The 25230-nt window shown below is 61.8% G+C and carries 24 protein-coding genes; 12 read left to right on the forward strand and 12 right to left on the reverse strand.

Features of this window, described 5'->3' with window-relative positions; translation table 11 throughout:
• Positions 1-123 precede the first annotated feature (123 nt).
• A complete protein-coding gene (locus tag THALAR_RS01285; protein ID WP_021099648.1) occupies positions 124-2124 on the forward strand; it encodes an AsmA family protein in 2001 nt (666 codons plus the stop codon).
• A gap of 2 nt (positions 2125-2126) precedes the next feature.
• Here the strand turns inward: THALAR_RS01285 and THALAR_RS01290 are convergent, their stop codons facing one another.
• Together THALAR_RS01290 and THALAR_RS01295 are read right to left on the reverse strand one after the other, a co-directional pair.
• Positions 2127-2864, reverse strand: a complete 738-nt coding sequence (locus THALAR_RS01290; RefSeq protein WP_021099649.1) for a hypothetical protein — start codon at positions 2862-2864, stop codon at positions 2127-2129.
• Positions 2865-2965: 101 nt separating this feature from the next.
• Positions 2966-3529 carry a GcrA family cell cycle regulator gene (locus tag THALAR_RS01295; RefSeq protein WP_021099650.1) on the reverse strand — a complete coding sequence of 188 codons (564 nt, stop codon included), beginning with the start codon at positions 3527-3529 and terminating at the stop codon, positions 2966-2968.
• Between the two features lie 348 nt (positions 3530-3877).
• Between THALAR_RS01295 and THALAR_RS01300 the strand changes: the two genes are divergently transcribed.
• Genes THALAR_RS01300 through THALAR_RS01310 form a run of 3 tightly spaced genes read left to right on the forward strand, consistent with a single transcriptional unit; the run spans position 3878 to position 6692 of the window.
• Positions 3878-5056 (forward strand): aspartate aminotransferase family protein, encoded by a 1179-nt coding sequence (locus THALAR_RS01300; RefSeq protein ID WP_021099651.1) that lies wholly within the window; start codon positions 3878-3880, stop codon positions 5054-5056.
• Positions 5053-5958 carry an ornithine carbamoyltransferase gene (argF, locus tag THALAR_RS01305; RefSeq protein ID WP_021099652.1) on the forward strand — a complete coding sequence of 302 codons (906 nt, stop codon included), beginning with the start codon at positions 5053-5055 and terminating at the stop codon, positions 5956-5958. The genes THALAR_RS01300 and argF overlap by 4 nt, the downstream gene beginning before the upstream one ends.
• A 44-nt stretch (positions 5959-6002) precedes the next feature.
• On the forward strand, positions 6003-6692 hold the full coding sequence (locus tag THALAR_RS01310; protein ID WP_021099653.1) for an RraA family protein: 690 nt from the start codon (positions 6003-6005) through the stop codon (positions 6690-6692).
• A gap of 188 nt (positions 6693-6880) precedes the next feature.
• Here the strand turns inward: THALAR_RS01310 and THALAR_RS01315 are convergent, their stop codons facing one another.
• Positions 6881-7369 carry a PaaI family thioesterase gene (locus THALAR_RS01315; RefSeq protein ID WP_021099654.1) on the reverse strand — a complete coding sequence of 163 codons (489 nt, stop codon included), beginning with the start codon at positions 7367-7369 and terminating at the stop codon, positions 6881-6883.
• A 73-nt stretch (positions 7370-7442) separates the two neighbouring features.
• Positions 7443-8306, reverse strand: coding sequence for a methylenetetrahydrofolate reductase [NAD(P)H] (gene metF, locus THALAR_RS01320; RefSeq protein ID WP_021099655.1), 864 nt, complete (start codon positions 8304-8306; stop codon positions 7443-7445).
• An 88-nt stretch (positions 8307-8394) separates the two neighbouring features.
• Between metF and THALAR_RS01325 the strand changes: the two genes are divergently transcribed.
• Positions 8395-9312 (forward strand): LysR family transcriptional regulator, encoded by a 918-nt coding sequence (locus THALAR_RS01325; RefSeq protein ID WP_021099656.1) that lies wholly within the window; start codon positions 8395-8397, stop codon positions 9310-9312.
• Here the strand turns inward: THALAR_RS01325 and THALAR_RS01330 are convergent.
• On the reverse strand, positions 9309-10220 hold the full coding sequence (locus THALAR_RS01330; protein ID WP_021099657.1) for a DMT family transporter: 912 nt from the start codon (positions 10218-10220) through the stop codon (positions 9309-9311). The two genes, THALAR_RS01325 and THALAR_RS01330, sit on opposite strands and share 4 nt — an antisense overlap.
• A gap of 101 nt (positions 10221-10321) precedes the next feature.
• On the opposite strand from THALAR_RS01330, the gene THALAR_RS01335 reads away from it, so the two are divergent.
• The 3 genes from THALAR_RS01335 (at position 10322) to THALAR_RS01345 (ending at position 12709) form a co-directional block, all read left to right on the forward strand.
• Positions 10322-11113, forward strand: coding sequence for an inositol monophosphatase family protein (locus tag THALAR_RS01335; protein WP_021099658.1), 792 nt, complete (start codon positions 10322-10324; stop codon positions 11111-11113).
• Positions 11114-11358: 245 nt separating this feature from the next.
• The gene (locus THALAR_RS01340; protein WP_021099659.1) at positions 11359-12030 is read left to right on the forward strand and encodes a hypothetical protein; all 672 of its coding nucleotides are present in this window, start codon (positions 11359-11361) and stop codon (positions 12028-12030) included.
• Between the two features lie 292 nt (positions 12031-12322).
• Entirely contained in the window at positions 12323-12709 is a 387-nt protein-coding gene (locus tag THALAR_RS01345; RefSeq protein ID WP_021099660.1) for a hypothetical protein, read from the forward strand.
• Positions 12710-12742: 33 nt separating this feature from the next.
• On the opposite strand, the gene THALAR_RS01350 is transcribed toward THALAR_RS01345, so the two are convergent.
• From THALAR_RS01350 to ygfZ, 3 genes are all read right to left on the reverse strand, one after another.
• Positions 12743-14035 (reverse strand): PQQ-dependent sugar dehydrogenase, encoded by a 1293-nt coding sequence (locus tag THALAR_RS01350; protein ID WP_021099661.1) that lies wholly within the window; start codon positions 14033-14035, stop codon positions 12743-12745.
• Between the two features lie 161 nt (positions 14036-14196).
• Positions 14197-14568 carry a c-type cytochrome gene (locus THALAR_RS01355; protein ID WP_021099662.1) on the reverse strand — a complete coding sequence of 124 codons (372 nt, stop codon included), beginning with the start codon at positions 14566-14568 and terminating at the stop codon, positions 14197-14199.
• Positions 14569-14701: 133 nt separating this feature from the next.
• A complete protein-coding gene (gene ygfZ, locus THALAR_RS01360; protein ID WP_021099663.1) occupies positions 14702-15457 on the reverse strand; it encodes a CAF17-like 4Fe-4S cluster assembly/insertion protein YgfZ in 756 nt (251 codons plus the stop codon).
• 63 nt (positions 15458-15520) lie between these two features.
• On the opposite strand from ygfZ, the gene THALAR_RS01365 reads away from it, so the two are divergent.
• Positions 15521-16207 (forward strand): TIGR04283 family arsenosugar biosynthesis glycosyltransferase, encoded by a 687-nt coding sequence (locus THALAR_RS01365; protein ID WP_021099664.1) that lies wholly within the window; start codon positions 15521-15523, stop codon positions 16205-16207.
• A gap of 94 nt (positions 16208-16301) precedes the next feature.
• On the forward strand, positions 16302-17513 hold the full coding sequence (locus tag THALAR_RS01370; RefSeq protein ID WP_021099665.1) for a pyridoxal-phosphate-dependent aminotransferase family protein: 1212 nt from the start codon (positions 16302-16304) through the stop codon (positions 17511-17513).
• On the opposite strand, the gene THALAR_RS18275 is transcribed toward THALAR_RS01370, so the two are convergent.
• Together THALAR_RS18275 and THALAR_RS01375 are read right to left on the reverse strand one after the other, a co-directional pair.
• Complete coding sequence (locus THALAR_RS18275; protein ID WP_021099666.1) at positions 17514-17687, reverse strand: hypothetical protein; 174 nt, start codon at positions 17685-17687, stop codon at positions 17514-17516.
• 65 nt (positions 17688-17752) lie between these two features.
• Positions 17753-18856: a pyridoxal phosphate-dependent aminotransferase gene (locus THALAR_RS01375; RefSeq protein ID WP_021099667.1), complete on the reverse strand. Its 1104-nt coding sequence runs from the start codon at positions 18854-18856 to the stop codon at positions 17753-17755.
• Between the two features lie 94 nt (positions 18857-18950).
• On the opposite strand from THALAR_RS01375, the gene THALAR_RS01380 reads away from it, so the two are divergent.
• On the forward strand, positions 18951-19724 hold the full coding sequence (locus THALAR_RS01380; protein ID WP_021099668.1) for a crotonase/enoyl-CoA hydratase family protein: 774 nt from the start codon (positions 18951-18953) through the stop codon (positions 19722-19724).
• A 200-nt stretch (positions 19725-19924) separates the two neighbouring features.
• Here THALAR_RS01380 and THALAR_RS01385 read toward each other — a convergent pair whose 3' ends face one another.
• On the reverse strand, positions 19925-23059 hold the full coding sequence (locus THALAR_RS01385) for a valine--tRNA ligase (protein WP_021099669.1): 3135 nt from the start codon (positions 23057-23059) through the stop codon (positions 19925-19927).
• Between the two features lie 152 nt (positions 23060-23211).
• On the opposite strand from THALAR_RS01385, the gene kynA reads away from it, so the two are divergent.
• A complete protein-coding gene (gene kynA, locus THALAR_RS01390; RefSeq protein WP_021099671.1) occupies positions 23212-24054 on the forward strand; it encodes a tryptophan 2,3-dioxygenase in 843 nt (280 codons plus the stop codon).
• Here kynA and THALAR_RS01395 read toward each other — a convergent pair.
• Positions 24051-25121, reverse strand: coding sequence for a DUF2235 domain-containing protein (locus tag THALAR_RS01395; protein ID WP_021099672.1), 1071 nt, complete (start codon positions 25119-25121; stop codon positions 24051-24053). The genes kynA and THALAR_RS01395 overlap by 4 nt on opposite strands.
• Positions 25122-25230 lie beyond the last annotated feature (109 nt).

Raw genomic sequence — 25230 nt, forward strand, 5'->3', positions numbered from 1 at the left:
AAGTTCGTTTGTACCACAAAGCAGCCCTTGGCCTGCGTCAGCGGTTCCGCCTACGCTAAACCGTTGTAGCCCGCCCCGTGACGTCTTACGCTGCGCCAAAAGCCCATAAGAGGAGCAGGCCCCATGCGTTGGATTGTCCGGATTGCGGTTACGTTGATCACCCTCATCGTGCTCGCCGTGGCGGGGCTGTTTCTGGTCCCCACGGCCAAGATCGCGCGGTTTGCGGAAGGGCAGTTCGAGAAGAACACGGGCCGCGGGCTCAGCATTGCGGGGGATGTGTCGCCGCAGATATTTCCGCGCTTGGGCGTGAAGCTGGAGGACGTGGCGATCTCCAACGCGGAGTGGTCGGGCAAGGGGCCGATGCTGGAAGCCGCGTCGATGGAGATGGGCGTGGGGTTCTCGGCCCTTTTGGGCGGCGACATTGTGGTGGAAGCGTTCGACATCCAGTCGCCGGTAATCCGGCTGGAGAAGCACAAGGACGGCCGCGCCAACTGGGATTTCGTGACAGAGTTGGGCGGCGGGGACGATGACGGCGGCGGCTCGGCGGATGTGTCGCTGCCTTTGGCGCAGATCACCAACGGCTCGGTCGAGTTTGTGGACGCGCAGGCGGGGCAGTCCTACGCGCTGACCGCGCTGGACGCGACGTTGAAGCTGGTGGACCTGAAAGGCGCGGGACGGGTGGAGATGTCGGCGCTGTATAAGGGGCAGCCGGTGAAGGTTGCGGGCGTGGTCAATGGCGTGCAGCAACTGCTCGATGGCGGCGTGCAGGGCGTGGATGTGACCGCGAGCGCGGGCGGGAATAGCGTGAGTTTTGAAGGCAGCGCGGGGCTGGAGCCGGTGCAGGCGAAGGGGATGGTGAGCGGCGCTGTCACCGACCAGACGGCGCTGTTCGGGCTGATGGATCAGGTGCCGCCGCGTATTCCAGAGGGGATGGGGCAGACGGTGAAACTGTCGGGGGAGCTAACGCTGACCGCCGACAATCAGGTGTTCTTGCGCGACGCGACGGTCGATCTGGACCAGAACCGGCTGACCGGCGCGGTGGATGTGGCGTTGAAGGACACGCCTTACGTGACGGCGCGGCTGGTGGCGGGGGATCTGGACTTCTCGGCCATGAGCACCGACGAGACCGAGGATGATGGTGCTGCGAATGCGGGCGCGGGCGGCTGGTCCGACGCGCGGCTGGACGTGTCGGGGCTGTCGGGCGTGAACGGGGAGTTCTCGCTGCGGGCGAATTCGATTGATCTGGGGTCCATCCAGCTGGAGGGCACCGACATGAAAGGCACGCTGGACCAGTCGCGGCTGGTGCTTGATCTGACCAATGTGGGCGTGTTCGACGGAGCCGTGTCGGGCCAGTTCGTGGTGAACGGGCGCGGCGGGCTGTCGGTGGGCGGCGACTTGCGGGCGTCGAACGTGGCGATGCAGGAAGTCCTGACGGATTTCGCGGGGTTCGACCGGCTGGTGGGGGATGCCTCCATGTCGCTGAAGTTTCTGGGTGTGGGCGGCACGATGAACGAGATCATGAACGGGCTGCAAGGGTCCGGCCGGATGGATGTGGGCAGCGGAGAATTGCTGGGCTTGGACATTGCGGGGATGATCAAGAATTTCGATGCGTCCTATGAGGGCGAGGGGTCGAAGACGGTGTTCGACAGTATCACCGCGAGTTACACGATTGACGGCGGCGTGCTGCGCAACTCGGACCTGAATTTCGTGGCGGAACTGCTGACCGCGTCAGGGGAGGGCGAGGTTGATCTGGGCGGGCAGACGATTGAATACCGGCTGGTGCCTGTGGCTTTGGCGGGGCGGCTGAAAGACGGCATCCGCGTGCCGGTGATCATTGAGGGGCCGTGGAGCGACATCCGCTTCCGCCCTGACCTGAAGGCGTTGATCGACACGGAGCTTGAAGCGGAGAAAGAGAAGCTGAAGGCGGAGGCGAAGGCGCGCGAGGACGAGCTGCGCGCAAAGGCGAAGGCGCGAGAAGACGAGCTTAAGGCCAAGGCGGATGCCAAGCTGGCGGACGAGCTGGGCGTTACGCGCAGGGAGGATCAGAGCGTCGAGGATGCGTTGAAGGAAGGTCTTGAGAACAAGGCCAAGGATGCGCTGCGCGGGTTGTTCGGCGGGAATTGAGGCTAGCGGCGCTGGTTGCCGACATTCGTGGCGAAGACCAGAAACTCCCCCAGCACCATGTAGCGTGCGGGCGGGACCCATGGTTTCGGCGGGCCGTATTTCGCGGCGCCGATCGAGGCCGGTTTGGTCTTGATATGGCCGTCCCAGGGCTGGGGGCCGACGAAGGCGCGGCGGGAATCTGACTTGACGTCCGGGCGGTAGAGGTCGTCGATGGATTTGGCGCCGTCCTTGATGTAGGCATCATAGAAGAACGCCTGCCGCATTCCGGTTTCAGGGTTGGGCGTGGGCATCATGGAGACGCGCCCGACGATCAGCACGCCGCCATGCTCTTTTATGCCTGCTGCGACGTTGCCCTTCATGTTCTCGATGGCTTTCCACAGCTTGTGGTTGATCGACATCAGGTGGACGCGTGACATGCCCATCAGCAACACCTCGCCCTTGGCGGCGGATATGCCGCCCCCCACACCGACGCGGCGTTGCAGGCTGGCCTTGGGGACGGGCGGTTTTGCGAACGGGTTGCGCAGTGGCGCGATCTGGCGATTGATGCGCTTGCCGCGTGGGGCCATGCCGAATTTGGTGTTGGAATCCGCGCCGGTGGGGCCCTTGGGGTTATAGTCGTAGTCGCCAAAGAACTTGATATCCTCGCCCGGCACGTAGGCCGCCGAGGTCGGGGCCTGAAGCATCGAATAATGGATGCCGTCTACTTCTTTCCAACGGGTGGAGACGTGTTCGTTGCCCATGGCTCACCTGAAAAATCATCTAAAACAATAAGGCACGAAAAAAGCGCCATGGCGGTGAGGCTATGACGCTTGATTGAGTTTTGCAAGATTTCCGCGCCGAATTAGCGGCGGCGATCCCGGCGGGCGGACATAGGCTGGAAGGCCACGCCGACATGGGCCTCGCAATAGGGCTTTCCCTGTTGCGCGGGCAGCCCGCAGAACCAGAAATCCTCGGTTGCGGGGTCGCCGACGGGCCATTTGCAGGTGCGCTCCGTTAGCTCCATCACCGACAGCTTCTTGGCCTTTTTCTCGACCTCGCGGACGGAGGCGAGCGCCTCCGGGCTGATCTCGTTGGCGGAGGGTTGCGGCGGCAGAGGCTGGCCCGCCGTCACGATCAGTTTCGTACGACCGATGGGCTTGTTGACCGGGGCCGCGGGTTTGGCTTCCGGCTCTGCCGGTTTGGGCTTTTCGGCGGCTTTGGGCTTGGCCGCTGGCTTGGCCTTCGCGGCAGGTGCCGCTTTCGCGGCGCTGGCCCCGCCGGAGCGGTTGGACAGGCCCAGACGATGCACCTTGCCGATCACCGCGTTGCGGGTCACGCCGCCCAGTTCCTTGGCGATCTGCGACGCGGATTTGCCCTCGCCCCACATCTTCTTCAATACTTCGACGCGATCATCGGTCCAGGACATGCAGTGTAGCCTCTTCAAACGACAAACCGCGCCCCGAGTTGCCGCGGGGGCGGTGAGTTCTTTTCCAGTTGCTCCTAATTTAGAGGCCAATGCGTCGGGATACAAGTTTGGATCACTCCATGGCATCTGAGCGGTGCCGATTGGAGAATTATCTGGACAGCAGGTTTGGCTGACGGTAGGTGCGGTCGCATGATCACGGCCGCATATATCACCACTCTGCGACGCCGACGCTAACCTAGCGTCCGATCAATCGTGCGCCTGGCGCACCCACAATTCCTTCAATCAAATTGACTTGCTCCGGAACATCCTGAATATCTGGATTTCCTCTGCGTAAAGGATACCCACGCGATGATACCTGCCGTACTGCCGACCTATTCACGGGCGAAAATGAGCTTCGAGACCGGCGAAGGAAGCTGGCTGATAGATCGTGACGGCACCCGATATCTGGACATGGCCGCCGGCATTGCGGTGACCGGCCTAGGCCATGCGCACCCGACCTTGGTGAAGGTGGTGCAGGATCAGGCGGCGAAGCTGTGGCATACGTCGAACCTGTATCACATCCCGCATCAGGAAGAACTGGCCGAGAAGCTGCGGGAAGCGACCTTTGCGGACACCATGTTTTTCACCAACTCCGGCGCGGAGGCGATGGAATGCGCGATCAAGATGGCGCGCAAATACTGGTACGACAAAGGCCAGCCGGAGCGGGTGAACATCATCACCTTTACGGGCTCGTTCCATGGGCGGACGCTGGCGACGATCTCGGCGGCGGGGTCGGAGAAGCTGACCAAAGGGTTCGGGCCACTTTTGCCGGGGTTCATCAACCTTGAGGCTGGCGACCATGACGCGCTGCAAGCAGCGCTGGACGACACGATTGCGGCGGTGATTGTGGAGCCGGTGCAGGGCGAGGGCGGGATTATCCCGCTGCCCGACGCCTGTTTGAAGGGCCTGCGTGATATGTGCGACAGCACGGGCGCGTTGCTGATTTTCGACGAAATTCAATGCGGTATGGGTCGGACGGGAAAGCTGTTTGCGCATGAGTGGTCCGGTATCAGGCCTGACATCATGGCGGTGGCCAAGGGCATCGGCAACGGCTTCCCGCTGGGCGCGTGTCTGGCGACCGAGGAGGCGGCAAGCGGGATGACGGCTGGCACCCATGGTTCGACCTATGGGGGCAACCCCTTGGCCTGTGCTGTGGGGAGTGCGGTGATGGATATCGTCGCAGATCATGATTTTCTGGCCGAGGTGTCGCGTAAATCCGGTCTGTTGCGGCAAAGCCTTGAGGGGCTGGTGGCGGCGCATCCGACGATTTTCGAGCTGGTGCGGGGCGCGGGCCTGATGATCGGCGTCAAGTGTGTGGTGCCGAATACGGATGTGGTCAGTGCGGGCTATGAGCAGCACCTGCTGAGCGTTCCGGGCGGCAATAACGTGATCCGGCTATTGCCAGCGATGACCATCTCTGACGACGAAATCAAGGAAGCCGTGGCGCGTCTGGATCGGGCGGCGACCGCCTTGGAGGGCGCCGCGTGAAGCATTTTCTGGACATCCACAAAACCGACCCTGCCGACCTGCGGAACATCATCGACACCGCGCTTTCGGTGAAAAAATCCCGTGCGGGTCGCCCGAAGGGCGCTTTGGACGACGATCTGCCGCTGAAGGACCACATGGTCGCGCTGATTTTCGAGAAGCCCTCGACGCGGACGCGTGTGTCGTTCGATGTCGGCGCGCGGCAGATGGGGGGGCAGACGATGGTGCTGTCCGGCTCCGACATGCAGCTGGGCCATGGCGAGACGATTGCCGACACCGCCCGTGTGCTGTCGCGCTATGTCGACCTGATCATGATGCGGACCTTTGAGGAGGACACGCTACTGGAGATGGCGGAATACGCCACGGTTCCGGTGATCAACGGGCTGACCAACCGCACGCATCCCTGCCAGATCATGGCCGATATCCTGACCTTTGAGGAGCATAACGGACCGATCAAAGGCAAGAAGGTGGTGTGGACCGGCGATGGCAACAATGTCTTTGCAAGCTTCGCCCACGCGGCCAAGCAGTTCGAGTTCGATCTGGTGTTCTCCGGCCCGCCGCCGCTGGACCCGGAGGCCTCGCTGGACGGCATGTATTCCATCGAGCGCGACCCCCGCACGGCGGTGGAGGGGGCGGATCTGGTGGTGACCGACACGTGGGTGTCCATGCACGATCCGCAATCTGCGCGGGAGCGGCGACACAACCAGTTGCGCGGCTATCAGGTGAACAAGCAGTTGATGGATCAAGCCAAACCGAACGCGCTGTTCATGCACTGCCTGCCTGCGCATCGTGACGACGAGGCAACGTCGGAGGTGATGGACGGGCCGAATTCGGTGATCTTCGACGAGGCCGAGAACCGGCTTCATGCGCAAAAGGCCGTGATGCGGTGGTGTTTGGAAAGCTGATCCGGGTGCATGCGCCGAATTTGTTCCTTTGAGAGGAGTGCACCATGATCGAAGAACCTAAGTCTCTACGGATCGGGCCAGAGGTGGACCGCAGGCCAACGGCTGAACAGATCGCCGCGTTTCGGGGCGTGCCCACGGGGTTCGTAGTGGATGCGATGTTCGGGGCAGGGGCGATGTGTGCCACCATTTCGCCGCTGGGCGCCGGCAATGCCCGAGTCGCTGGCCCCGCTTTGACGGCGGATAACCGACCGTCGGATATATTGGCGACCTTGGGCTGCCTGCGATACCTGAAGTCGGGTGACGTCCTGATAGGCGCGGCACAAGGCTGGCAAGGGTGCGCTGCGGCGGGCGACCGTGTTGCGGGCATGGCGAAAAACGCAGGGGCTGCGGCCTTTGTGACGGATGGCCCAATGCGTGACTATGACGGAATTCTGGAAGTGGGATTGCCGTGCTGGTGCACGGGGCTTAACCCCGGATCGCCTTACGGGACCGGTCCGGGGCAGATTGGCACGCGCGTGGTTGTCGGCGGCCAAACGGTCGAGACAGGGGACATGATCGTGGCCGACCGTGACGGCGTCGTGGTCGTTCCATTTGCCAAGATCGACGACGTCGCCGCGCGGCTCGGGGCAATACGGGACATGGAAATGGAACTAGATGCCGAGGTTCGGAAGGGGTTGGTTCTACCTGATGCGATTGCCGAAGTCCTCGACAGTGACAAAACGGAAGTGATGTAGAAGATTGCGGACAGGGCCGAGATTGGCAAGCCGCTCGCAGCCCTGTCTGCCTCCCTGCTGTGCAGTGGAGTACGCTTTGGATATAGGGCCAAGCGGACCAAAGCGGAAGGCGCACTGGCGAACAGCCATTGCGCGTATCGGCCTCAAAGGAATTTTACGATAACTCACATCTGCGCGAGTGCGTGGCGTTACTTCGGTGTCATGATGATGCAGGTCGTGGAGCCGGTGGCGTAAAGTTTGCCGTCCTCGACGCCGACGATCCTGCCTGTCGCCACCCCAGTAGAGCGGCCCGCGTGCTCGACCGTGCCGATGGCGTCCACCGTCACGCCGGAAGGGATCGGGCGGATGATGTTTACCTTGTATTCCAGTGTCGTGTAGACCGACCCTTTGGGAACGCAGGTCATCACGGCGCAGGCCATGGCGCTGTCAAGAAGGGTGCCGTACCAGCCGCCGTGAATAGTGCCGCTGGGGTTCATGTGATCGAAACCGGGGGTGCCGCGAAAGATGACCTCAGCCGCCGCGACGCTTTGGAGGCGGTAGTTCAGCGCCGCCCCTATCGGTGCCATAGGCAGCTCGCCCGCAAGCACCTTTTGCATGAATTCCAACCCGGACATGGACAGGATTTCATCCGGCCCGGGCAATTGGTCCGCGCGCTCGGGCGTAAATTGTTCGGGCATAAGGGCGGGCCTGTTTCCTAGGGGATGTCGGGGAGACGGTAGGAGACAGGCCCGTGAGGTGCAACCGGCAGCGTTACGCCACTTGCGCCAAAGCCACTTTCGGGGTCACGCCGAGCGCTGCACAGATGTCGCGGGTCAACTCTGGGCGGTTCAGGGTGTAGAAGTGCAGGTGGTCCACGCCGCCATCGACGAGGTCGGAGCACAACTCGGTCACCACGGATTGCGCCAACAGGTCGTGGCGGTCGTCGCGGATGGCAGTGGCGAAGGCCTCGTCCAGCCATGCTGGCACCACGGTGCCGCAGCGTTTTGCGAAGTTGCTGGCGCGGGTCCAGTCCTCGATCGGGAAGATGCCCGGCAGGATCGGCTTGTCGATACCGGCCTTCACACAGGCGTCACGGAAGCGGAAGAAGGTGTCCGCCTCGAAGAAAAACTGGGTGATCGCAGCATCTGCGCCCGCATCGAACTTGCGCTTCAGGTAGGCGATGTTGGCCTCCATGGAGCCCGCCTCGGGGTGGCTGTCAGGATAGGCACCGACGCGGATGGTGGCGTCGGTCTCAGTTTTCAGCGCTTCGATCAACTCGATGGAGGAGGCGAAGCCGTTTTCGGTGGCTTTGAAGTCCTGACCCTTGGGTGCGTCGCCGCGCAAGGCTACGATGTCGGTGACGCCGGACTTGATGTAGTCGCGGGCGATGGCGAGGGTTTCCTCGCGGGTGGCGTCCACGCAGGTCAGATGCGCCGCGACGCGCAAGTCGGTCGCCTTGTGCAGCGCCGTGACCGCCTCGTGGGTCAGTTCGCGCGTTGTGCCACCCGCGCCGTAGGTCACGGACACGAAGGTGGGGTCCAGCGGGGCAAGCGTCTGGATGGTGTCCCACAGGCGAAAGCTGGCTTCGACGGACTTGGGCGGGAAGAATTCAAACGAGACGTTGGGGCGGGTCATGTCAGGTATCCTATTGGGGTTGATGCCTTGTGCCACACCGTGCCATGTGAGACAAATTCATAACTCTCACCATCATTATGAGGACCGCATGCATATCGAGTTTCGCCACCTTCGGACGGTGCGTGCCATTCACGAGGCTGGCGGGCTGGCCAAGGCCGCCGACCGGCTGAATATCACCCAAAGCGCGCTGAGCCATCAGATCAAGGGACTTGAGGATCAGGCGGGAGTGGAGCTGTTTATCCGTCGTGCCAAACCGATGAAACTGACCTCGGCAGGGATGAAACTGCTGCGACTAGCGGAGCGGATTTTGCCGGAGATCGAGGCGTTGCAGGCCGATTTCGAAGGACTGCGGGTCGGCAAAACGGGGCGGTTGCATATCGCGATTGAATGCCACGCCTGCTTTGAATGGCTGTTTCCGGTGCTGGAGGGCTTCCGCAAGAACTGGCCGGATGTGGATGTAGATATCCGCCCCGGTCTGTCGTTTGACGGGCTGCCGGCATTGATGCGGGAGGAGGTGGATCTGGTGGTCTCGTCCGACCCCGAAGACCTGCCGGGCGTGGATTTTACACCGCTGTTCGACTACGAGCCGGTGTTCGTGGCGTCGTCACAGAACCCGTTGGCGCAGAAGGATTATATCGAGGCCGAGGACTTCCGCGATCAGTTGCTCATCACCTATCCCGTGGACCGCACGCGGCTGGACGTGTTTACCGAATTGCTGGCCCCTGCGGGGGTCGAGCCGAAAGCCATGCGGCAGGTGGAATTGACGGCGGTGATCTTGCTGCTGGTCGCTTCCAACCGTGGCGTGGCGGTGCTGCCGGACTGGGTGGTGCGCGAGGTGCGCTATAACTCCGACTATGTGACGCGGCCGTTGACCAAAGACGGGCGCACGAAGCGGCTTTACGCGGCGACGCGGTCAGAGGACACGTCGAAGCCGTTTATGGCGAATGTGATCCGGCTGGCACGCACAGAGCCGTTGAAGCTGCAAAGGCAGCCCGAAAAAGCCTAGGCGGCGGGCGGCACCAGCCGCGCCATGCGGCGTTCGCGCAGCAGGATGTAGAGGCCAGCCCCCATGGTGATGCAGATGCCGAGCATGGCGAGGCTGTTTGGCCAGTCTCCGAAGACGGCGAAGCCGACCACCGTGGCGATCGGGATTTCCAGATATTGGATGGGGGCGACAGTGGCGGACGGCGCGAAGCGCAGGCTCCACGTCATGACCAGATGCGCGAAGGTGCCGAGCAGGCCGATGGCCAGCAGCATGGTCCAGACGTCGGTGCCTTGGGGCGTGACGAGTTGGAACTGCTCGATCACTTCCGTGCCGGGGATGAGATAGAGCGCGGCAAGGATGATGGACGCCACCACGCCGCTAACTGCTTGCAGACTGATCGGGTCGGCGTGTTTGGCGACCTGCCGCGTGACCAGCATGAACAGGGCGAAATCCACGGCGACCACCAAAGGCAGCAGAGCGGGGGCGCCCACGGCGGCGAAGCTGGGCTGGATCACCAGCAAAGTGCCGATGAAGCCCACGACGCAGGCCAGAAGGCGGCGCATGCCGACCTCTTCCTGCAACACATATTTGCCCAGGAGCAGCATGATAAACGGCATCACGAAGGCGATGGCGACAGCGTCGGCCAGCGGCAAGAAGCGCAGGGATGAAAACATCGCGCCGATACCGATGATATGCAGCACCGAGCGCAGTACCGTCAGCCGGAACACCCGCCCCGACATCAGCAACGTGCGGCCCGTCAGAAGGGCCAGCGGGATCAGCACCGCCGTTTGCACCCCGAAGCGGGTCAGCAGAAGCTGGCCCAGCGGGATCGTCTCGCCCAACAGCTTTGCCATGGCGTCGCCCATCGGGGCGAGGATGCAAAAGCCGATCATCAGCAGGATACCAAGAAGGGGGCGGTCAGCGGACATGGCGCGGACGGTCCTGCAAAACGGCGGCTTTCGCAAGGGCTTTCCCTAGGCGGTCGATAGGGCTATACGCGCCTCCGAACCTCTCCACAGGATGATGACCCATGCAAGGCAGCGCCAATCTCAACGTTATGATCAAAGCCGCACGTGTTGCTGGCCGCTCGCTGGTGAAAGACTTCCGTGAAGTCGAGAACCTGCAAGTGTCGATGAAAGGCGCGGGCGACTTCGTCTCCAAGGCCGACACCGCCGCCGAGGCGATCATTCGGGAGCAGTTGATGGAGGCCCGCCCGACCTATGGTTGGGTCGGTGAGGAAAGCGAGCCCGTCGAGGGCAAAGACCCGACCCGCCGCTGGATCGTGGACCCGCTGGACGGCACCACCAACTTTTTGCACGGTATGCCGCATTGGGCGGTGTCGATTGCTTTGGAGCATAAAGGCGAGATCGTGTCTGCCGTGGTCTACGACCCTGCCAAGGACGAGATGTTCGTGGCCGAAAAAGGCGAGGGCGCGTTTATGAACGAGCAGCGCCTGCGTGTGTCCGCCCGCCACAAAATGATCGAGTCGGTGTTTGCAACGGGTATTCCATTCGGTGGCGGAAAATACCTGCCCGCCACGCTGAAAGACCTTGCCCGACTGATGCCCCAATGCGCAGGCGTGCGCCGCTGGGGCTCTGCCGCGCTGGATTTGGCCTATGTGGCCGCTGGCCGCTATGACGGCTATTGGGAGCGCGGCCTGAACATCTGGGATATCGCGGGCGGGGTGCTTCTGGTCAAGGAATCCGGCGGCTTTATCGAGCCGATCCGCGAGGGGCAGAACCTGCTGGAAGACGGCCAGATGATCGCCGCCAACCCCGACATTTTTCCGGCGTTTGCGAAGACGATCCGCGAGCGGGACTGACGGCCGGGCGGCATGGCGCTTGGCCGTTCTCGAAGGGTAGCTGTCGGGTCGGCCACTTTGCCGCAAATGGCGCAGATGAGTGACCCCGAGGCGCAAAAAGCAGTGTCTGCTTCGAGTCCAAAAGGTTGGATGCTACAGCTTGTACGAACGTCAGCTTTTTTTTGCATCACATGTGCCTCGACTTTTTAGGCTCAGTGTACATACTGTGTTTGGCGAGCCAATTCTGACGAGCACATGAAACACCTGTGAAACATAACGCAAAACTCTACGATTTCGGCGGCTTCGATATGCAATGGGGCTACTACACGGTAGCCGGACGTAAAGCTGCTTCCTGCTCGACGTGCGGCGTCCGGTGCAACGAATGGCACCGTCCGCCCAAAGCCCGCAACAAAAAGCTGCCCTACGACCTCAACGATACATACGACGGAAAGGTCATCATCTCCAAGCGAGCCAAGGAAATGTTTGAAATCCATTGGCCCGGTCAAATGACGATACGTCAGATTTTTGATAATGCATGGGAAGCCGATCCGACTCGTCTACTTTGCGTAACCAATCAAGACGACATAACAGAATATAGTAGCGAATATGGCAGTGGCGACAATGTCGCCTGCACGGCTTGCGGGCTTCACTACTGCCAAACGCTCAAAGACTATCGGTTTCGTTTTGCCAATCCTTCGATCATCGACGAAGACGGGATATTCAGGACTGACATCACTTTTGGCCACGCCTTTCGCGACCCTCTGTGGTTGGCAGGCCCTAAGGCAGCCTTCGCCATTTCTGCCAGGTTTCGCGAAGTGTATCTCAGACCCTTCGAAGGCACCAAGGACGGGTTCTGGCACTATCAAGCAGACAAGCCCTTTCGCGCCGACCCAGAATCGGACGCAGTCGAGCCGATTTATCCAGAGTTTCTAGAATAGCGTTCATGCCAAGTTCCGCTTTGGCGTAAACAGGAATAGATTAATAGAAGCGGACCTAGCAAAGAGTTGTGCAAATGGCTGCATTGTCCCGTAGAGCCGACATCCGGCATAAGCAGCTCCTGAAGTTCTCTTCGCGAGCCATTGTTTGACATTTCTTCACGGTGACAAGCGCGTTCGCTCAACGCTGCACCACGAAATAAGGAGGGCCGGGCTGTGTCTGGGTTTTCTTTTTTCGGCCCGCGCCGCTAGACTCGATACAGTATTGCAGCCAACTGTGCCGAGGAGCGAATAAATGCGTCTGGCGATGCTGTCAGTTCTGGCCATATCCCTGTGGCATACAGGCACCGCGAGCGGTGACGTCGCGGAAGCGACAACGCGGGCAAAAGCCGATAGCTTCGACGCGATAGGCGAGGTGCGATGCGCGCAAGAAGTCGGACAGGTTATGGGCAGTTGCCGCATCAACGTGGCCCGCGCCGCTGGATCAGCGGCGGCGGTGGTGACTTTCGCCAACGGCTTCAAACGAGTGCTGACCTTTTCAGGCGGTGAGTTCCTGCGTGGCAATCCGACGATGTCGGGGGTCGGCACCGACACGGACTGGCGTCTGACTGACGGAACCTATTACGTCAGGGTGGATGACCAACGTTTTGAAATACCGCAAACGCTGATTTTCGGAGAATAGGCCGCGCAAATTGTCTGCGCGGCCCGTTTTCGTTCAGCTACCCGGCGTGAGCTTGGAGATCGTGCCCTCGTCAATCGCCGTGTAGAGGCTGCCATCCGGCCCCATGACGAGGGAGCGGAAGCGTCCCGGCTCCATCGGCAGCGTCATCTCGGTTACATCTTCGACGTCGTTGTTGTCGTCGTTGAACTGGATAACGTCGATCCGCTGGCCGATCGGGGTGCCGCCGAAGCCGATGCCCATGATCCCGACAACCATGGCACCGTCCCAGTCACCCCAGGACTCGCCCTTCAGGAACGCGGCCGAGGAGGTGCCTTGCGACCAACCGTTATTGTTCCAGATCGGAGGCATCGCATCGGGATAGGTGTCAAAATCGGTCATCGGCATGGAGGCTGCCCGCTCGTAGCGGTTCATGCCTTCTTCCTGGTTCGGTGTGTAGCCGCAATAGTCGTCCGGGCAGTCACCGCGTCCGGCCATGTTCGGCCTCGGGTCCCAACCAGCGTTGCCGCCATTCTCCAGAATGGTGATCTCGTCCGAGTGCCACGGGCCATGCTCTGCCGTGATCGCCGCGCCGGTTTCGGGGTGGAAGGCGATACCCTGCACGTTCCGGTGACCGTAGGTGTATGTCCTGGGGTCGAACCCTTCGGGCGGGCTGTTGTCAGGATGCGCGTTACCATCGGTGTCCATTCTGAGAACCTTGGAGCCCATCAGCGTCGGGCTTTGAGGTATCTCGCTGTTATGGTTGTCACCTGTCGTCAGCCACAATGCGCCATCGGGTCCGAACCGCACGCGCCCCCCGTTATGGGCGCCGGGACCACCGAACGGGTGATTGGACGCGGCCATCTTGTAGGGCACGTCATCGACGATGTCGGTGCGGTCCGAGACGCCGGTGAAGTCCTCGTTCAAGGTGAACCGCATCAGGCGGTTGGTATGCGGGTCAGACATATTCGACGTCGAGTAGACATAGATGCGACGGTTAGCGTCGAAGTCAGGATCGAAGGCGACCCCCATCATTCCGGCCTGGCCTTCACAAAACAGGTCCGCGCCGTTCGACGGGTAGCCTTCGGTCTCTCCGACGCCGTAGAGGGCATTGACTGTCCCGTCGGGCATCAGGACGGACAGCCCCTTGCACTTCTCGGTGAACAGCATCGTTCCATCATCGAGAAAGGCCATGTCCCAGGGGTTGTCCAGCCCGTCGAGGACTACCTCGTGTTGGAGACTGGTGGTATTCATCCCGCTTTGTGAAAAAGCCGGTGACGAAATCACCGCGGCTCCGGCGAGTAGTGAGGCGACGATAGAGAACTTGGAAAAGCTTCTGGTAGATATCATGACTTCCTCCTGGATGATTGACGAGGCCAGCGGTGGCGAGCGTGGGACCGCTCGCCTCAAGATTGCTGTGCCATCTAGGATGATAGGGGCGGAAGTTGCGTGGACAAAGAGATTTATCGAGCCATGAGAATTGCCCAAATGGCAGGGCGTCGCATAACGCGTCAGTCGAATGCCGTGGTCACATATACCGAGAGGCTGGCGATCTCCTGATCAGAGAGCTTTTTGGCGTTCTGAATCATGAGGATAGAGTTGGGCCCGATACGCTCGCCTGATCTGTACCGTTCCAGCATTTCCACAATGTATGCGGGCTCCAGATCCGACAGGTTGGGATAGCTCGCCGCGCCTTGGGCCTTGTTGCCATGACAAGCCCGACAAGACTTCTTGAAGATTTTCTCGGCGGCGGACAGATCGACCTCCGGTTCCGTCACGGGCGCATCGGCGCTGTCCGTGCTTGCGCCGGCCGTATGATTGTCGGCCCATGCGGAGAAGCCGCAGACAATTATGGATGCAGCCAAAACGTAGCGGTTCACCATTGGTAACACTCCCTTGCGTCGTCGGTTGCCATCTCTCAGACCGCGTTGGAGGCCCGTTCAACAATTAGTATCGGCCTCGCGTTTAAAAGCAATCAGCAAGTTTCGCCTAGGCGTTCAGACAAATACTGCGACATCACTCCCGCAGGTAGTCCACCCGAGCATCCCCCGCCGTCATCCCTTCAGTCGCGCGGTCGAAGCGGAGGTAGGCCATCGCCCGTCCGCCGGACTGGGTATAGAGCGTGCCGACCGCCTTGTTATTCACGTCAATCGGAGTGCCTACCGGAGCTTCGCCTTTCACGTCGACCAAAGCCAGCCCTTTGCGCAGTTCGGTCTTGTGCTTCATGCGGGCGGTGACCTCTTGGCCGACATAGCAGCCCTTGCGGAAATCGACGCCGTTCAGCCGCTCGAACCCCATTTCCAGAATGAAGCTGTCATCGGGGATCAGCTCAATGCCCAGCTCCGGAATACAATGCGCCACGCGGATGGCGTCCCAGTCCACGTCGCCTTGCGCCTCGAAGGCAAAGCCCGGCCCGTAGGCACGCCAGCCTAGCGCCTCATGACGCGGATCGGCAAACGCACCGCTGGGAATGTCGCCCACGCCACGGCTTACGTCGGCCTGCAATTCGTGCAGTTTCACATCGGCGCGCAGCTTGTAGAAGGTCAGCCTGCGCATCAGCGCCTCGCCATATGGCGCGGCGACGTCGATCAGGATCGCGTCTTTCCAAGGCACCAGAAAGAAATCCACCTGAAACTTGCCCTGAGGCGTCAGCAACGCGGCATAGACCAAGCCGTCCGACAGCTTGGCCAGATCATTGGTGACCAACCCTTGCAGGAAATCCACCCGTTCGCTGCCGGTCACTTCGATCAACATGCGTTCGTTTTGTGGCATTTGGTCCTCCAGATTGGTTAGCCCTGTCATATAGTCGGTGGGCGGGGCTATAACAGCCCCAATATGGCCGCACCGTTTTCCATCGTCATCCCCACATTGAATGCTGAGGCGCATCTGCCTGCAACCTTGAACGCCCTTATGCCGGGGCTGGAGGCGGGATTGATCCGTGATCTGGTGATCTCGGACGGGGGCAGCGAGGACGGCACCTTGGGAATCGCCCGCGCGGCTGGGGCGGAGGTGGTCGGCGGCCCGAAAGGGCGCGGTGGGCAGTTGCGTCGCGGCGCAGAGGTGGCGCGGGGGGAGTGGCTGCTGTTCTTGCACGCCGATACCTGTCTGGCCCCCGACTGGGTGGGCGCCGCGGCGGTGCATCGTGAGACGCACCCGAACCTTGCGGCCGCGTTCCGCTTGCGTTTCCGCGCCAAGGGTCTGGCCCCGAGGGTCGTCGCGGGCTGGGCCAACCGGCGCAGCACCGCGCTGAACCTGCCATATGGCGACCAAGGCCTGCTGATGTCGCGCGCGCTCTACGAGTATTCCGGCGGCTATCCCGACCAGCCCTTGATGGAAGATGTTGCCATGGCGAAGGCGCTGAAGGGCCGTGTCCGGTTGCTTGATACCTTTGCCGAAACCGGCGCGGAGCGGTACGAGCGAAACGGCTGGCTGCGCCAGAGCCTGCGCAACTTCGGCACCCTCACGCGCTACAGCTTCGGGGCCGACCCGCGGGCGCTGGCGCAGCGCTATCACAAGGACTGATCCTGACCATAACCGATAGCGAATTGACGGCCTCTTTGGACGTGTCTACCTCTTGGAGCCAAGCTGTTGCTCTGGTTTCCTGAAGGCGCATTTCATGTCCAATCTGCCCAACCTGTCCCATGGTCGTCACACGCTGGCGATACCCGGCCCCTCGGTTATGCCGGAACGGGTGTTGCAGGCCATGCACCGCCCCGCGCCGAATATCTATACGGGCGAGTTGATAGACCTGACCTATTCGCTGATCCCCGACCTGAAGGCGGTGGCAAAGACCAGCGGCCATGTCGCCATGTATATCGGCAACGGTCACGCCGCGTGGGAGGCCTCGCTGGCCAACGTTCTGGCCGAGGGCGACAAGGTGCTGGTGCCGGGCGCTGCGCAATTCTCCATCGGCTGGGCAGACACCGCCCGCAGGCGCGGATTGGTCGTGGAGCAGCTCGATTTCGGCCGCCGCGCCCCGATTGATCCGCAAGCGGTCGAGGACGCTTTGCGTGCAGATAGCGGCCACCAGATCAAGGCCGTGCTGGTGGTGCAGGTGGATACCGCCAGTTCCGCAAAGTCCGACCTTGCCGCGATCCGCAAGGCGATGGACGCGGCGGGGCATCCGGCGCTTATGATTGTCGACAGCATTGCCTGTCTGGGGTGCGACGACATGCAGATGGACGCGTGGGGCGTCGATATTGTGATAACCGGCAGTCAAAAGGGGCTGATGGTTCCGCCGGGCATGTGCTTTGTGTTCTTCAACGACAAGGCCGCCGCCGTCCGCCAGAAGATGGGCCGCGTGTCGGCATATTGGGACTGGCATTCGCGTGCCAACCCCGAAGGCTACTACCAGATTTCCTGCGGCACAGCGCCAACGCACCACCTATACGGATTGCGAACCGCGCTGGACATGATCGTGCACGAAGAGGGGCTGGACAACGTGCTAGCCCGCCACGCGACGCTGGCCCGCGCCTTGTGGGCCGCGTGCGACGCATGGGGGCAAGGCGGCCCGCTGGAGTTGAACGTAACCGATCCCGCCGCCCGCAGCCATGCGGTCACGGCATTGCGTATCGGCGCACCGCACGGCACGGCCTTGCGCAATTGGTTGATTGAACAGGCGGGGCTGACACTGGGTATCGGCCTCGGCATGGCGACGGAGGATGACCCGATGTCCGATGGCTTCTTTCGCATCGGCCATATGGGCCATGTGAACCTGCATATGCTGATGGGCACGCTCGGCTCGATTGATGCGGGGCTGAAGGCTTTGGACATCCCGCACGGGGACGGCGCGCTGGCGGCGGCGGCACAGGTGTGTGCGGGGAAGTAGCTAGCCGCGCTTCGGGATAAGACCTAGTGCGATGTGCAAAAACAGGCTGGTCACGAGGGAGACCGCATAGCCGAACGCGGCCCAAAGAAGGAACAGTCCAGTGAAGACGACCACGAATGCCATGACCAGAAACGGCTTGGTGTAATCCTTGACGCGACCGGGGCGCTGTGACATTTGCGTGCTCCTTCCTCTGCCAGCTTAGCCTAGCGTGCTCTGCGGCAAAGAAAAGTGGCGTTTCCCTAACCAGCGGCTTTCAGCGCTTGGGGTAAAGCGTCAGCCAGCAGGTCCATGTCTGCTGGTGTGCCGCAGCTGACCCGGATCGCGCGATCCTGCGGGGCCACAAACGGCATCCGCACGAAGATCCCCTGCGCCAGCAATCCGGCCAGCACCTTACGCGCATAGTCGCCATCCTTGCCGCAGTCGACCGTGACGAAGTTGGTGGCGGAGGGAAGAGGGGTCAGCCCGTTCTCACGCGCGATTTCTGCAATCCGGTCGCGCGACGCGGCAACCTTGGTGCAGACATCCGACAGGTAATCCTGATCGTTCAACGCCGCCAAGGCACCTGCCTGACTGATCCGGCTCATGCCGAAATGGTTGCGGATCTTGTTGAAGGCGCGGATGTTTTCGGCCTCGCCCAAAGCGTAGCCGACCCGCGCGCCCGCCATTCCGTGCCCCTTGGAGAAGGTGCGCATGCGCACAACATTCGGGTTGTTCATATCCAGCGCGGGGGCCGTTCCGTCAGGGGCCAGCTCGATATACGCCTCGTCGAGGATCAGCAGGCAATCGTCGGGCACCGCGTCGATCATCCGCTGTACCGCCACCGCGTCATGCCAGCTTCCCATCGGGTTGTCTGGATTGGCGAAATAGATCAGCCGCGCATTCGTTTCTTTGGCCATCGCAAGCAACGCGTCGGGGTCTTCGTGGTCGTCGCGGTAGGGGACCATGTGCAGCTCGCCACCGAAGCCGGCCACATGGTAGTTGAAGGTCGGATAGGCCCCGGCGGAGGTCACAACGGCGGTGCCTTGCTCCACATAGAGCCGCACCAGATAGCCAAGAAGGCCGTCAATGCCTTCGCCGACCATGATGTTCTCAGGGGTTACGCTGTGATGCGCCGCCAGTGCATGGCGCAGACCGTGGCTCTCGGGGTCGCCGTATTGCCAAACCTCCGACGCCGCTTTTGCCATTGCGGCAATGGCCTTCGGTGAGGGGCCGAAAACGCTTTCATTCGCGCCAAGGCGGGCTTTGAAGATCGTGCCGCTGGCCCGCTCAAGAGCTTCGGGCCCGACAAAAGGGACGGAGGCAGGCAAGCTGTCGGCGAGCGGGGTGAGGGGCGGACTGGTCATGAGCTGGAGTTTGATCGGTTTTTGCAGCCGCTTACAAGGGCAGAGCGTAACGTCACGCTCGTCAGATCCGGCACATGGCTTTACGGTCGCGTATATGAGCGTTGTGAAAACTGAAATCGCCGATGGTATCGCCCGGGTGACGTTGAACCGCCCCGACAAAATGAATGCCATTTCTCTGGATATGCTGGACGACGTGCTTGCCGCCGCTCATGCCTTGCAGGGCACGGATGTGAAGTGTGTCGTGCTGTCAGGCGAGGGGCGCGCGTTTTGTGCAGGGATAGATATCACCTCGCTCTCAAGCCTGATGGGGAAGGACATGGACGAGGTGATCGTCCGTCGCACCCATGGGGATGCGAACCGGTTTCAGGAGTTCTCACTTGCGTGGCGCAAGCTGGAGGTGCCGGTCATCGCGGCGCTGCACGGGGTCTGCTTTGGTGCCGGGCTGCAACTGGCCATCGGGGCAGACATCCGCGTCGCCGCGCTCGATGCAAGGCTTTCGATCATGGAAATGAAATGGGGCCTGATCCCCGATATGGGCGGCATGACGCTTTTGCCGCACCTCGTGCGGGACGACGTGCTACGACGCCTCATCTACACCGCGGAAATTGTCGAGGCACAGCAAGCGCTTGAATGGGGGCTGGTCACGGAGTTGGCCGACGATCCTTTGGAGCGTGCGATGGAACTGGCAAAACAGATCGCGGCCCAAAGTCCCAGTGCAATCCGCGCGGCCAAGAGGCTGATCGGCGAGGCACAAACCGGCTCTGCGGCCAGTGTTTTGATGGCGGAGTCCGTCGAGCAGGCCGCGCTGATTGGCAAGCCTGACCAAATGGCAGCGGTGATGCGCGGGATGGCGAAGACCCGAAAGTAAGAGGCGGCCGGGGTCGCCCCCGACCGCGCTCCGAAGATCGCGCCTAGCGGTCTCCATCCGGTCCGGTCATCGGCTCTCCAGCCTGTACCGGACCCTCAGGGAAGCGCGATTCCAGTTTCCATTTGGTTAAAAATACTCAAATCACAACGCTTTATGCAGGCGCAGGAATTGAGTATTTGGGACCAAATGGAAACAAGGTGTCATCCCAATTCAGCCAGCCTTGCGAGCGCGGCTTTCAGTTTGCCTTCTTCTTCTTCACGCGCCGCGAGATTTTCGCGGGCCTCTTCGACCACGTCGGCGGGGGCGCTTTCGGCGAATTTGGGGTTGTTCAGCCGACCTCGCAGACCGCCCAACTCCTTGGCCAGCTTACCTAAAGTTTTCTCCAGCCGTGCTTTTTCTGCGTCCACGTCGATAATGCCTGCCAGAGGCAGCGCGAAGCTGCCACCGGCGACGGGGATGGTGACGGAGCCTTTCGGTGCCGCGCCTTCGGTGACGCCTTCGATGCGGGCGAGTTTCAGGATCAGGGCCTCGTTGTTGGCGAAAGCGGTGCGGCCTGCGGCGTCCAGATCGACCTGAACCAGCGGCACCTTGAGCCCTGCGGGGACGTGCATTTCGCCACGGGCGGAGCGGACCGTGTCGATCAAGGAGATCACCCAGTTCATTTCCGTGTCGGCATTTTTGTCAATTAATTCAGCGCCGTATGTGGGCCAGTCCTGATGGACCAGCATATTGTCGCGCTTGGCGGTCTCGCCCCAAAGCTCTTCCGTGATGAAGGGCATGATCGGGTGCAGCAGGATCATGCACTGGTCCAGAACCCATGCCATTGTCGCGCGGGTTTCGGCTTTCTCGGCGTCGGTTCCGTCGAGCAGGAGGGGCTTGGAGAACTCCACATACCAGTCGCACACCTTGCCCCAGACGAAGCGGTAAAGGGCGTCGGCCGCGTCGTTGAAGCGGTAGTTTTCGAGCGCCTGGTCGACCTCCATCCGGACTTTGGCGGTCTCGCCTACGATCCATTTATTGACCGTGAATTCGAGGTCTGCGGGGCGTCGGCTTTGTGTCGGCTTTTTGTCGGGCAGACCGTAGGCCTCGTTCATTTCGGCGAAGCGTACGGCGTTCCATAGTTTGGTGCCGAAGTTGCGGTAGCCCGCGATACGTTGCATGTCGAGTTTCAGCACCCCGCCCAAGCTGGCCATGGCCGCGTTGGTGAAGCGCAGGGCGTCGGCGCCGAATTCGTCGATGATCTCCAGCGGGTCGACCACGTTGCCGGTGGATTTCGACATTTTCTTGCCCTTGGCGTCGCGCACGAGCCCATGCAGGTAGACGGTGTCGAACGGGATTTGGTCCACAACCGCAAGTTGCATCATCATCATCCGCGCCACCCAGAAGAACAGGATGTCCTGCCCCGTGACCAAGGTGGAGGTCGGGAAATACTTTTGCAGCGCTTCGGTGTCCTCCGGCCAGCCGAGCGTGCCGATGGGCCAGAGGCCCGACGAGAACCAGGTGTCCAGCACATCCGCGTCGCGCCAGATCGGGTAGACCAGCTTGGTCGGGTCTTGGGTGACGTTATATTCCGCCAGACCGGCGGCGAACTGGTGCAGCGCCTCGGCGCGGTCGGCGACCTCGACGGGGCGGGCGTGGTTTAGCGGCATCGGCAGTTCGGCCAGAATATCCTCGAACTGGCCGGTCACGCCGTCGAATTCCGTCGCGCAGTGATGCACATCGGGGTTGGCGGCGATGGCGTCGTTGGTCAGCAGGCGGCCAATTTCCACTGCGTCCAGATCGCCGTCGCCTTCGTCATCCTTGAAGCCTGCGGCATTCAGGTCGAAGCCGTACCAGACGGGGATTTGATGGCCCCACCAGAGCTGGCGGGAAATGCACCATGGCTCGATATTCTCCAGCCAGTGGAAATACACCTTCTCGCCACTCTCGGGCAGAATTTTCACGTCGCCGTTGCGCACCGCGTCGAGCGCGGGGCCGACGATCTTGTCGGTCTCCACAAACCATTGGTCCGTCAGCATCGGCTCGATCACCACCTTCGAGCGGTCGCCGAAGGGCTGCATGATCGGCTTGCTTTCGACGTAAGGGACCAGCTTGGAGCTTTCCTGCCCGTCCTCCTCGTCAATCACGGGGACGGTGACCATGACGGCCAGCCCCTCGTCGGTGATGTCCCGCACCACCGCTTTGCGGGCCTCGAACCGGTCCATGCCGCGATAGGCGTCGGGGACGAGGTTCATTGCGGCGACCATGCGCTCACCGAACTCGCGCTCGCCAGTGGCAATCGCTTGGGCTATGGCGGCTTCTTCGGCGTAGGGGCGACCGTCGGTGCGCATCGCACCTTTGGTGTCCATCAGGTTATACATCGGGATGCCGCCGCGCTTGGCGACCTGGTAGTCGTTGAAGTCATGCGCGCCGGTGATCTTCACCGCACCCGAGCCGAAATCCTTGTCGGGGTATTCGTCGGTGATGATCGGGATCAGGCGGCGATGCTCTTTCGGGCCAACGGGAATTTCGCAGAGTTTTCCAACGATTGGCGCGTAACGCTCATCTGTTGGGTGAACCGCGACCGCGCCGTCGCCCAGCATGGTTTCAGGCCGTGTGGTGGCGATGGAGATATAGTCGCGGGTCTCGCGCAGGGTGACGTTGCCGTCCTCGTCCTTTTCGACATACTCATAGGTTTCGCCGCCCGCCAGCGGGTATTTGAAGTGCCACATATGGCCGGGGGTTTCGATATTTTCGACCTCCAGATCGGAGATCGCGGTCTCGAAATGCGGGTCCCAGTTGACGAGGCGTTTGCCGCGATAGATCAGCCCCTTGTCATACATATCGACGAAGACCTTGATAACGGCGTCGTGGAAGTTGCCCTGCGCGGTGTCGGGCGCGCCCGGCGCGCCGGACATGGTGAACGCCTCGCGCGACCAGTCGCAGGACGCGCCAAGGCGTTTGAGCTGGTCGCGGATCGTGCCGCCGGATTGTTCCTTCCACGCCCAGACATGTTCCAGAAACTCAGAGCGGGTCATGTCGGTGCGCTTCTTGCCATCCTTGGCCAGTTCACGCTCCACCACCATCTGGGTGGCGATGCCTGCGTGGTCGGTGCCCGCCTGCCAGAGCGTGTCGTAGCCCTGCATCCGCTTCCAGCGGATCAGGATGTCCTGCAACGTGTTGTTGAACGCGTGGCCCATATGCAGGACGCCGGTGACGTTCGGGGGCGGGATCATGATGCAATAGGTTTCCGCGCGCTTGGCGTTCGCCCCTGCGGTAAAGCAGCCCGCCTTTTCCCAAGCGTCGTAGAGCCGACCTTCGGCTTCGGCTGCGTTGAATGTCTTTTCCATGGCCATGATATCGGTCCCCTTTTGGAGTTACCGAGGTCATACCGCGACGGGGCGGGGTGGAAAAGGGCTGATCGGGCGTTTTGGCGGGGGGCGGCGTTGGTTGCGTCGCGCGTCGGGCGCGATACGGTGGTGTCATTGCCGCATTGAGGAGCGCCGCCATGACCACGGACACCCCGTATGACCCCGCCGAGGAAGGCGCGCAGATGCGTTTTGACGGGCGGATGTCGTATAACGACTACCTTCGGCTGGACATGGTGCTGGGGGCGCAGGAGTGCCTGACCGATACGCATGACGAGATGCTGTTTATCATCCAGCATCAGACGTCCGAGTTGTGGATGCGGCTGGCCTTGCATGAGATTGGTGCTGCGCGGGCGGCCATTCGCGACGATCAGTTGCAGCCTGCGTTCAAGATGCTGAGCCGCGTGGCGAAGATATTCGAGCAGCTGAACAACGCGTGGGACGTGCTGCGGACCATGACGCCCAGCGAATACACCGCGTTTCGCGATGATTTGGGGCAGTCTTCGGGATTTCAGTCTTGGCAGTACCGGCTGATCGAGTTCGCCGTGGGCAACCGCAACCCCGCGATGGTCAAGCCGCACGCGCATCGCGCGGATATTATGGAGAAGATCACGGCGGAACTGGCGCAGCCGTCGCTTTATGACGAGGCCGTGCGGGCTTTGGCGCGTGCGGGGCTTGCGGTGCCGCAGGAGGTGTTGGAGCGTGATGTGTCAGAAACCCATGCCTTCAGCGACGGGGTGATGGCAGCGTGGGCGGTGGTCTACCGCGACCCGCAGGCGCATTGGGCGCTGTATGAGCTGGCCGAGAAGCTGGTCGATTTCGAGGATTACTTCCGCCGCTGGCGCTTCAACCATGTCACCACGGTGGAGCGCGTGATCGGCTTCAAGCGTGGCACGGGCGGGACGGGGGGCGTCAGCTACCTGAAACGCATGCTGGAGGTGGAGTTGTTTCCGGAGCTGTGGCGCGTGCGAACCGAGCTTTAGCCGCGCGAGGCGGCTTTGAGTTGCGACTTGCTGGCGGGAACGAAGCCTTGCGGGCTGTTGACCACGCTGGGGTGCAACCGCTCTGACGGATCGCGGCCCACCACGCGGGCGCGGCGGTGCCAGAACAGCTTGCCCCAGTTGCGCCATGTGCCGACCGAGGGGGCGTCGGCGTCGCGGGGGAAGCGGGAGCGCCAGTCTTCGGGCAGGGGCAGGCCGCAGGCCTCGGCTTTGTCCAGCATCCAGACCAGCGAGATGTTGGCCAAAGGTCGTGCCTTCTCGTAGCCCATCAGGTGACCGCCCACATCGCCATGCGCGCCTTTGAACCAGACCTGTTCCAAAACGCCCTCGAAGTCGTCGCGGCTTTCCCACATGACCGGCTCGAAGATGCGGCGGGTCTCGTTGAGCGCCAGCGCGTGGAAGCCGTGTTTGACCGAGGGGCCAAGCGTGTGGTTGTGGAATTCGTGCTCGACCGGCGAGAAACGCCACAGGAACGGGGCGCGGAAGCCGAGGGCGCGGACGGTGTCCCAGATGCCAATCATCTCGATATTGGCTTCCTCGTGGCAGAATTGTTTGTGGAATTCCTTGCAAGCCTTCGAAGTGGGGGCCATGCGGTAATGGCGATAGGCCTGACGCACGTTGCGCTCTGTCGCGCAGTCGGCACGTAACAGGCCCACCTGGTCGATGACGCCCGCAAGGCTGCGCACGGCATAGGCGCCGCGTGAGAAGCCGAACAGGAAGATGCGATCACCGGGGCGGTAGCGCGAGGCAATGAAGCCATAGGCGCGGCGGATCTGGCGGTTGATGCCGACACCCGCCATCACGTCGATGGCGCGGCGCAGGCCCTGCCATTGGATGCCGGATTCGTATTTCAGCGACACGGCCTTGCTGGGCGCCATTTCCGACAGCAGCCGGAAGGTCATGCCCGCGTGGGTCTCGAACCCGCGTTCCAGCGAGGACATGGTGCCGTCGAGGATGATAACGTGGGTAACGGGGCCGCGCGTGCCTTTGGGATGCACCGAACGCGGGGCGGGGCCGAAGCCTACGAGGGATTTGAGACGGTCAGACATGGGGCGGACATATCGGCCCAGTCTTTCCAATCCCTTATGCCAGCGCACGTTACTCACTCCAAATGGATACTCATTATTAAGAGTAGGAGGCCCTTAAGCGCGTTTCCAG

This window comes from Litoreibacter arenae DSM 19593, from assembly GCF_000442275.2.
Lineage (GTDB): Bacteria > Pseudomonadota > Alphaproteobacteria > Rhodobacterales > Rhodobacteraceae > Litoreibacter > Litoreibacter arenae.

What these genes read in the sequence shown, in the direction of transcription:
- THALAR_RS18275 (WP_021099666.1), bottom strand. Translation starts at nt 17,687, where the DNA reads ATGTCACAGCGCCCCGGTCGCGTCAAGGATTACACCAAGCCGTTTCTG.
- THALAR_RS01355 (WP_021099662.1), bottom strand. Translation starts at nt 14,568, where the DNA reads ATGGTGAACCGCTACGTTTTGGCTGCATCCATAATTGTCTGCGGCTTC.
- THALAR_RS01380 (WP_021099668.1), top strand. Translation starts at nt 18,951, where the DNA reads ATGAGCGTTGTGAAAACTGAAATCGCCGATGGTATCGCCCGGGTGACG.
- kynA (WP_021099671.1), top strand. Translation starts at nt 23,212, where the DNA reads ATGACCACGGACACCCCGTATGACCCCGCCGAGGAAGGCGCGCAGATG.
- THALAR_RS01285 (WP_021099648.1), top strand. Translation starts at nt 124, where the DNA reads ATGCGTTGGATTGTCCGGATTGCGGTTACGTTGATCACCCTCATCGTG.
- THALAR_RS01325 (WP_021099656.1), top strand. Translation starts at nt 8,395, where the DNA reads ATGCATATCGAGTTTCGCCACCTTCGGACGGTGCGTGCCATTCACGAG.
- THALAR_RS01335 (WP_021099658.1), top strand. Translation starts at nt 10,322, where the DNA reads ATGCAAGGCAGCGCCAATCTCAACGTTATGATCAAAGCCGCACGTGTT.
- ygfZ (WP_021099663.1), bottom strand. Translation starts at nt 15,457, where the DNA reads ATGCCACAAAACGAACGCATGTTGATCGAAGTGACCGGCAGCGAACGG.
- THALAR_RS01375 (WP_021099667.1), bottom strand. Translation starts at nt 18,856, where the DNA reads ATGACCAGTCCGCCCCTCACCCCGCTCGCCGACAGCTTGCCTGCCTCC.
- THALAR_RS01295 (WP_021099650.1), bottom strand. Translation starts at nt 3,529, where the DNA reads ATGTCCTGGACCGATGATCGCGTCGAAGTATTGAAGAAGATGTGGGGC.
- THALAR_RS01370 (WP_021099665.1), top strand. Translation starts at nt 16,302, where the DNA reads ATGTCCAATCTGCCCAACCTGTCCCATGGTCGTCACACGCTGGCGATA.
- THALAR_RS01365 (WP_021099664.1), top strand. Translation starts at nt 15,521, where the DNA reads ATGGCCGCACCGTTTTCCATCGTCATCCCCACATTGAATGCTGAGGCG.
- THALAR_RS01395 (WP_021099672.1), bottom strand. Translation starts at nt 25,121, where the DNA reads ATGTCTGACCGTCTCAAATCCCTCGTAGGCTTCGGCCCCGCCCCGCGT.
- THALAR_RS01345 (WP_021099660.1), top strand. Translation starts at nt 12,323, where the DNA reads ATGCGTCTGGCGATGCTGTCAGTTCTGGCCATATCCCTGTGGCATACA.
- THALAR_RS01385 (WP_021099669.1), bottom strand. Translation starts at nt 23,059, where the DNA reads ATGGCCATGGAAAAGACATTCAACGCAGCCGAAGCCGAAGGTCGGCTC.
- THALAR_RS01350 (WP_021099661.1), bottom strand. Translation starts at nt 14,035, where the DNA reads ATGATATCTACCAGAAGCTTTTCCAAGTTCTCTATCGTCGCCTCACTA.
- THALAR_RS01290 (WP_021099649.1), bottom strand. Translation starts at nt 2,864, where the DNA reads ATGGGCAACGAACACGTCTCCACCCGTTGGAAAGAAGTAGACGGCATC.
- THALAR_RS01300 (WP_021099651.1), top strand. Translation starts at nt 3,878, where the DNA reads ATGATACCTGCCGTACTGCCGACCTATTCACGGGCGAAAATGAGCTTC.
- THALAR_RS01310 (WP_021099653.1), top strand. Translation starts at nt 6,003, where the DNA reads ATGATCGAAGAACCTAAGTCTCTACGGATCGGGCCAGAGGTGGACCGC.
- THALAR_RS01330 (WP_021099657.1), bottom strand. Translation starts at nt 10,220, where the DNA reads ATGTCCGCTGACCGCCCCCTTCTTGGTATCCTGCTGATGATCGGCTTT.
- THALAR_RS01315 (WP_021099654.1), bottom strand. Translation starts at nt 7,369, where the DNA reads ATGCCCGAACAATTTACGCCCGAGCGCGCGGACCAATTGCCCGGGCCG.
- metF (WP_021099655.1), bottom strand. Translation starts at nt 8,306, where the DNA reads ATGACCCGCCCCAACGTCTCGTTTGAATTCTTCCCGCCCAAGTCCGTC.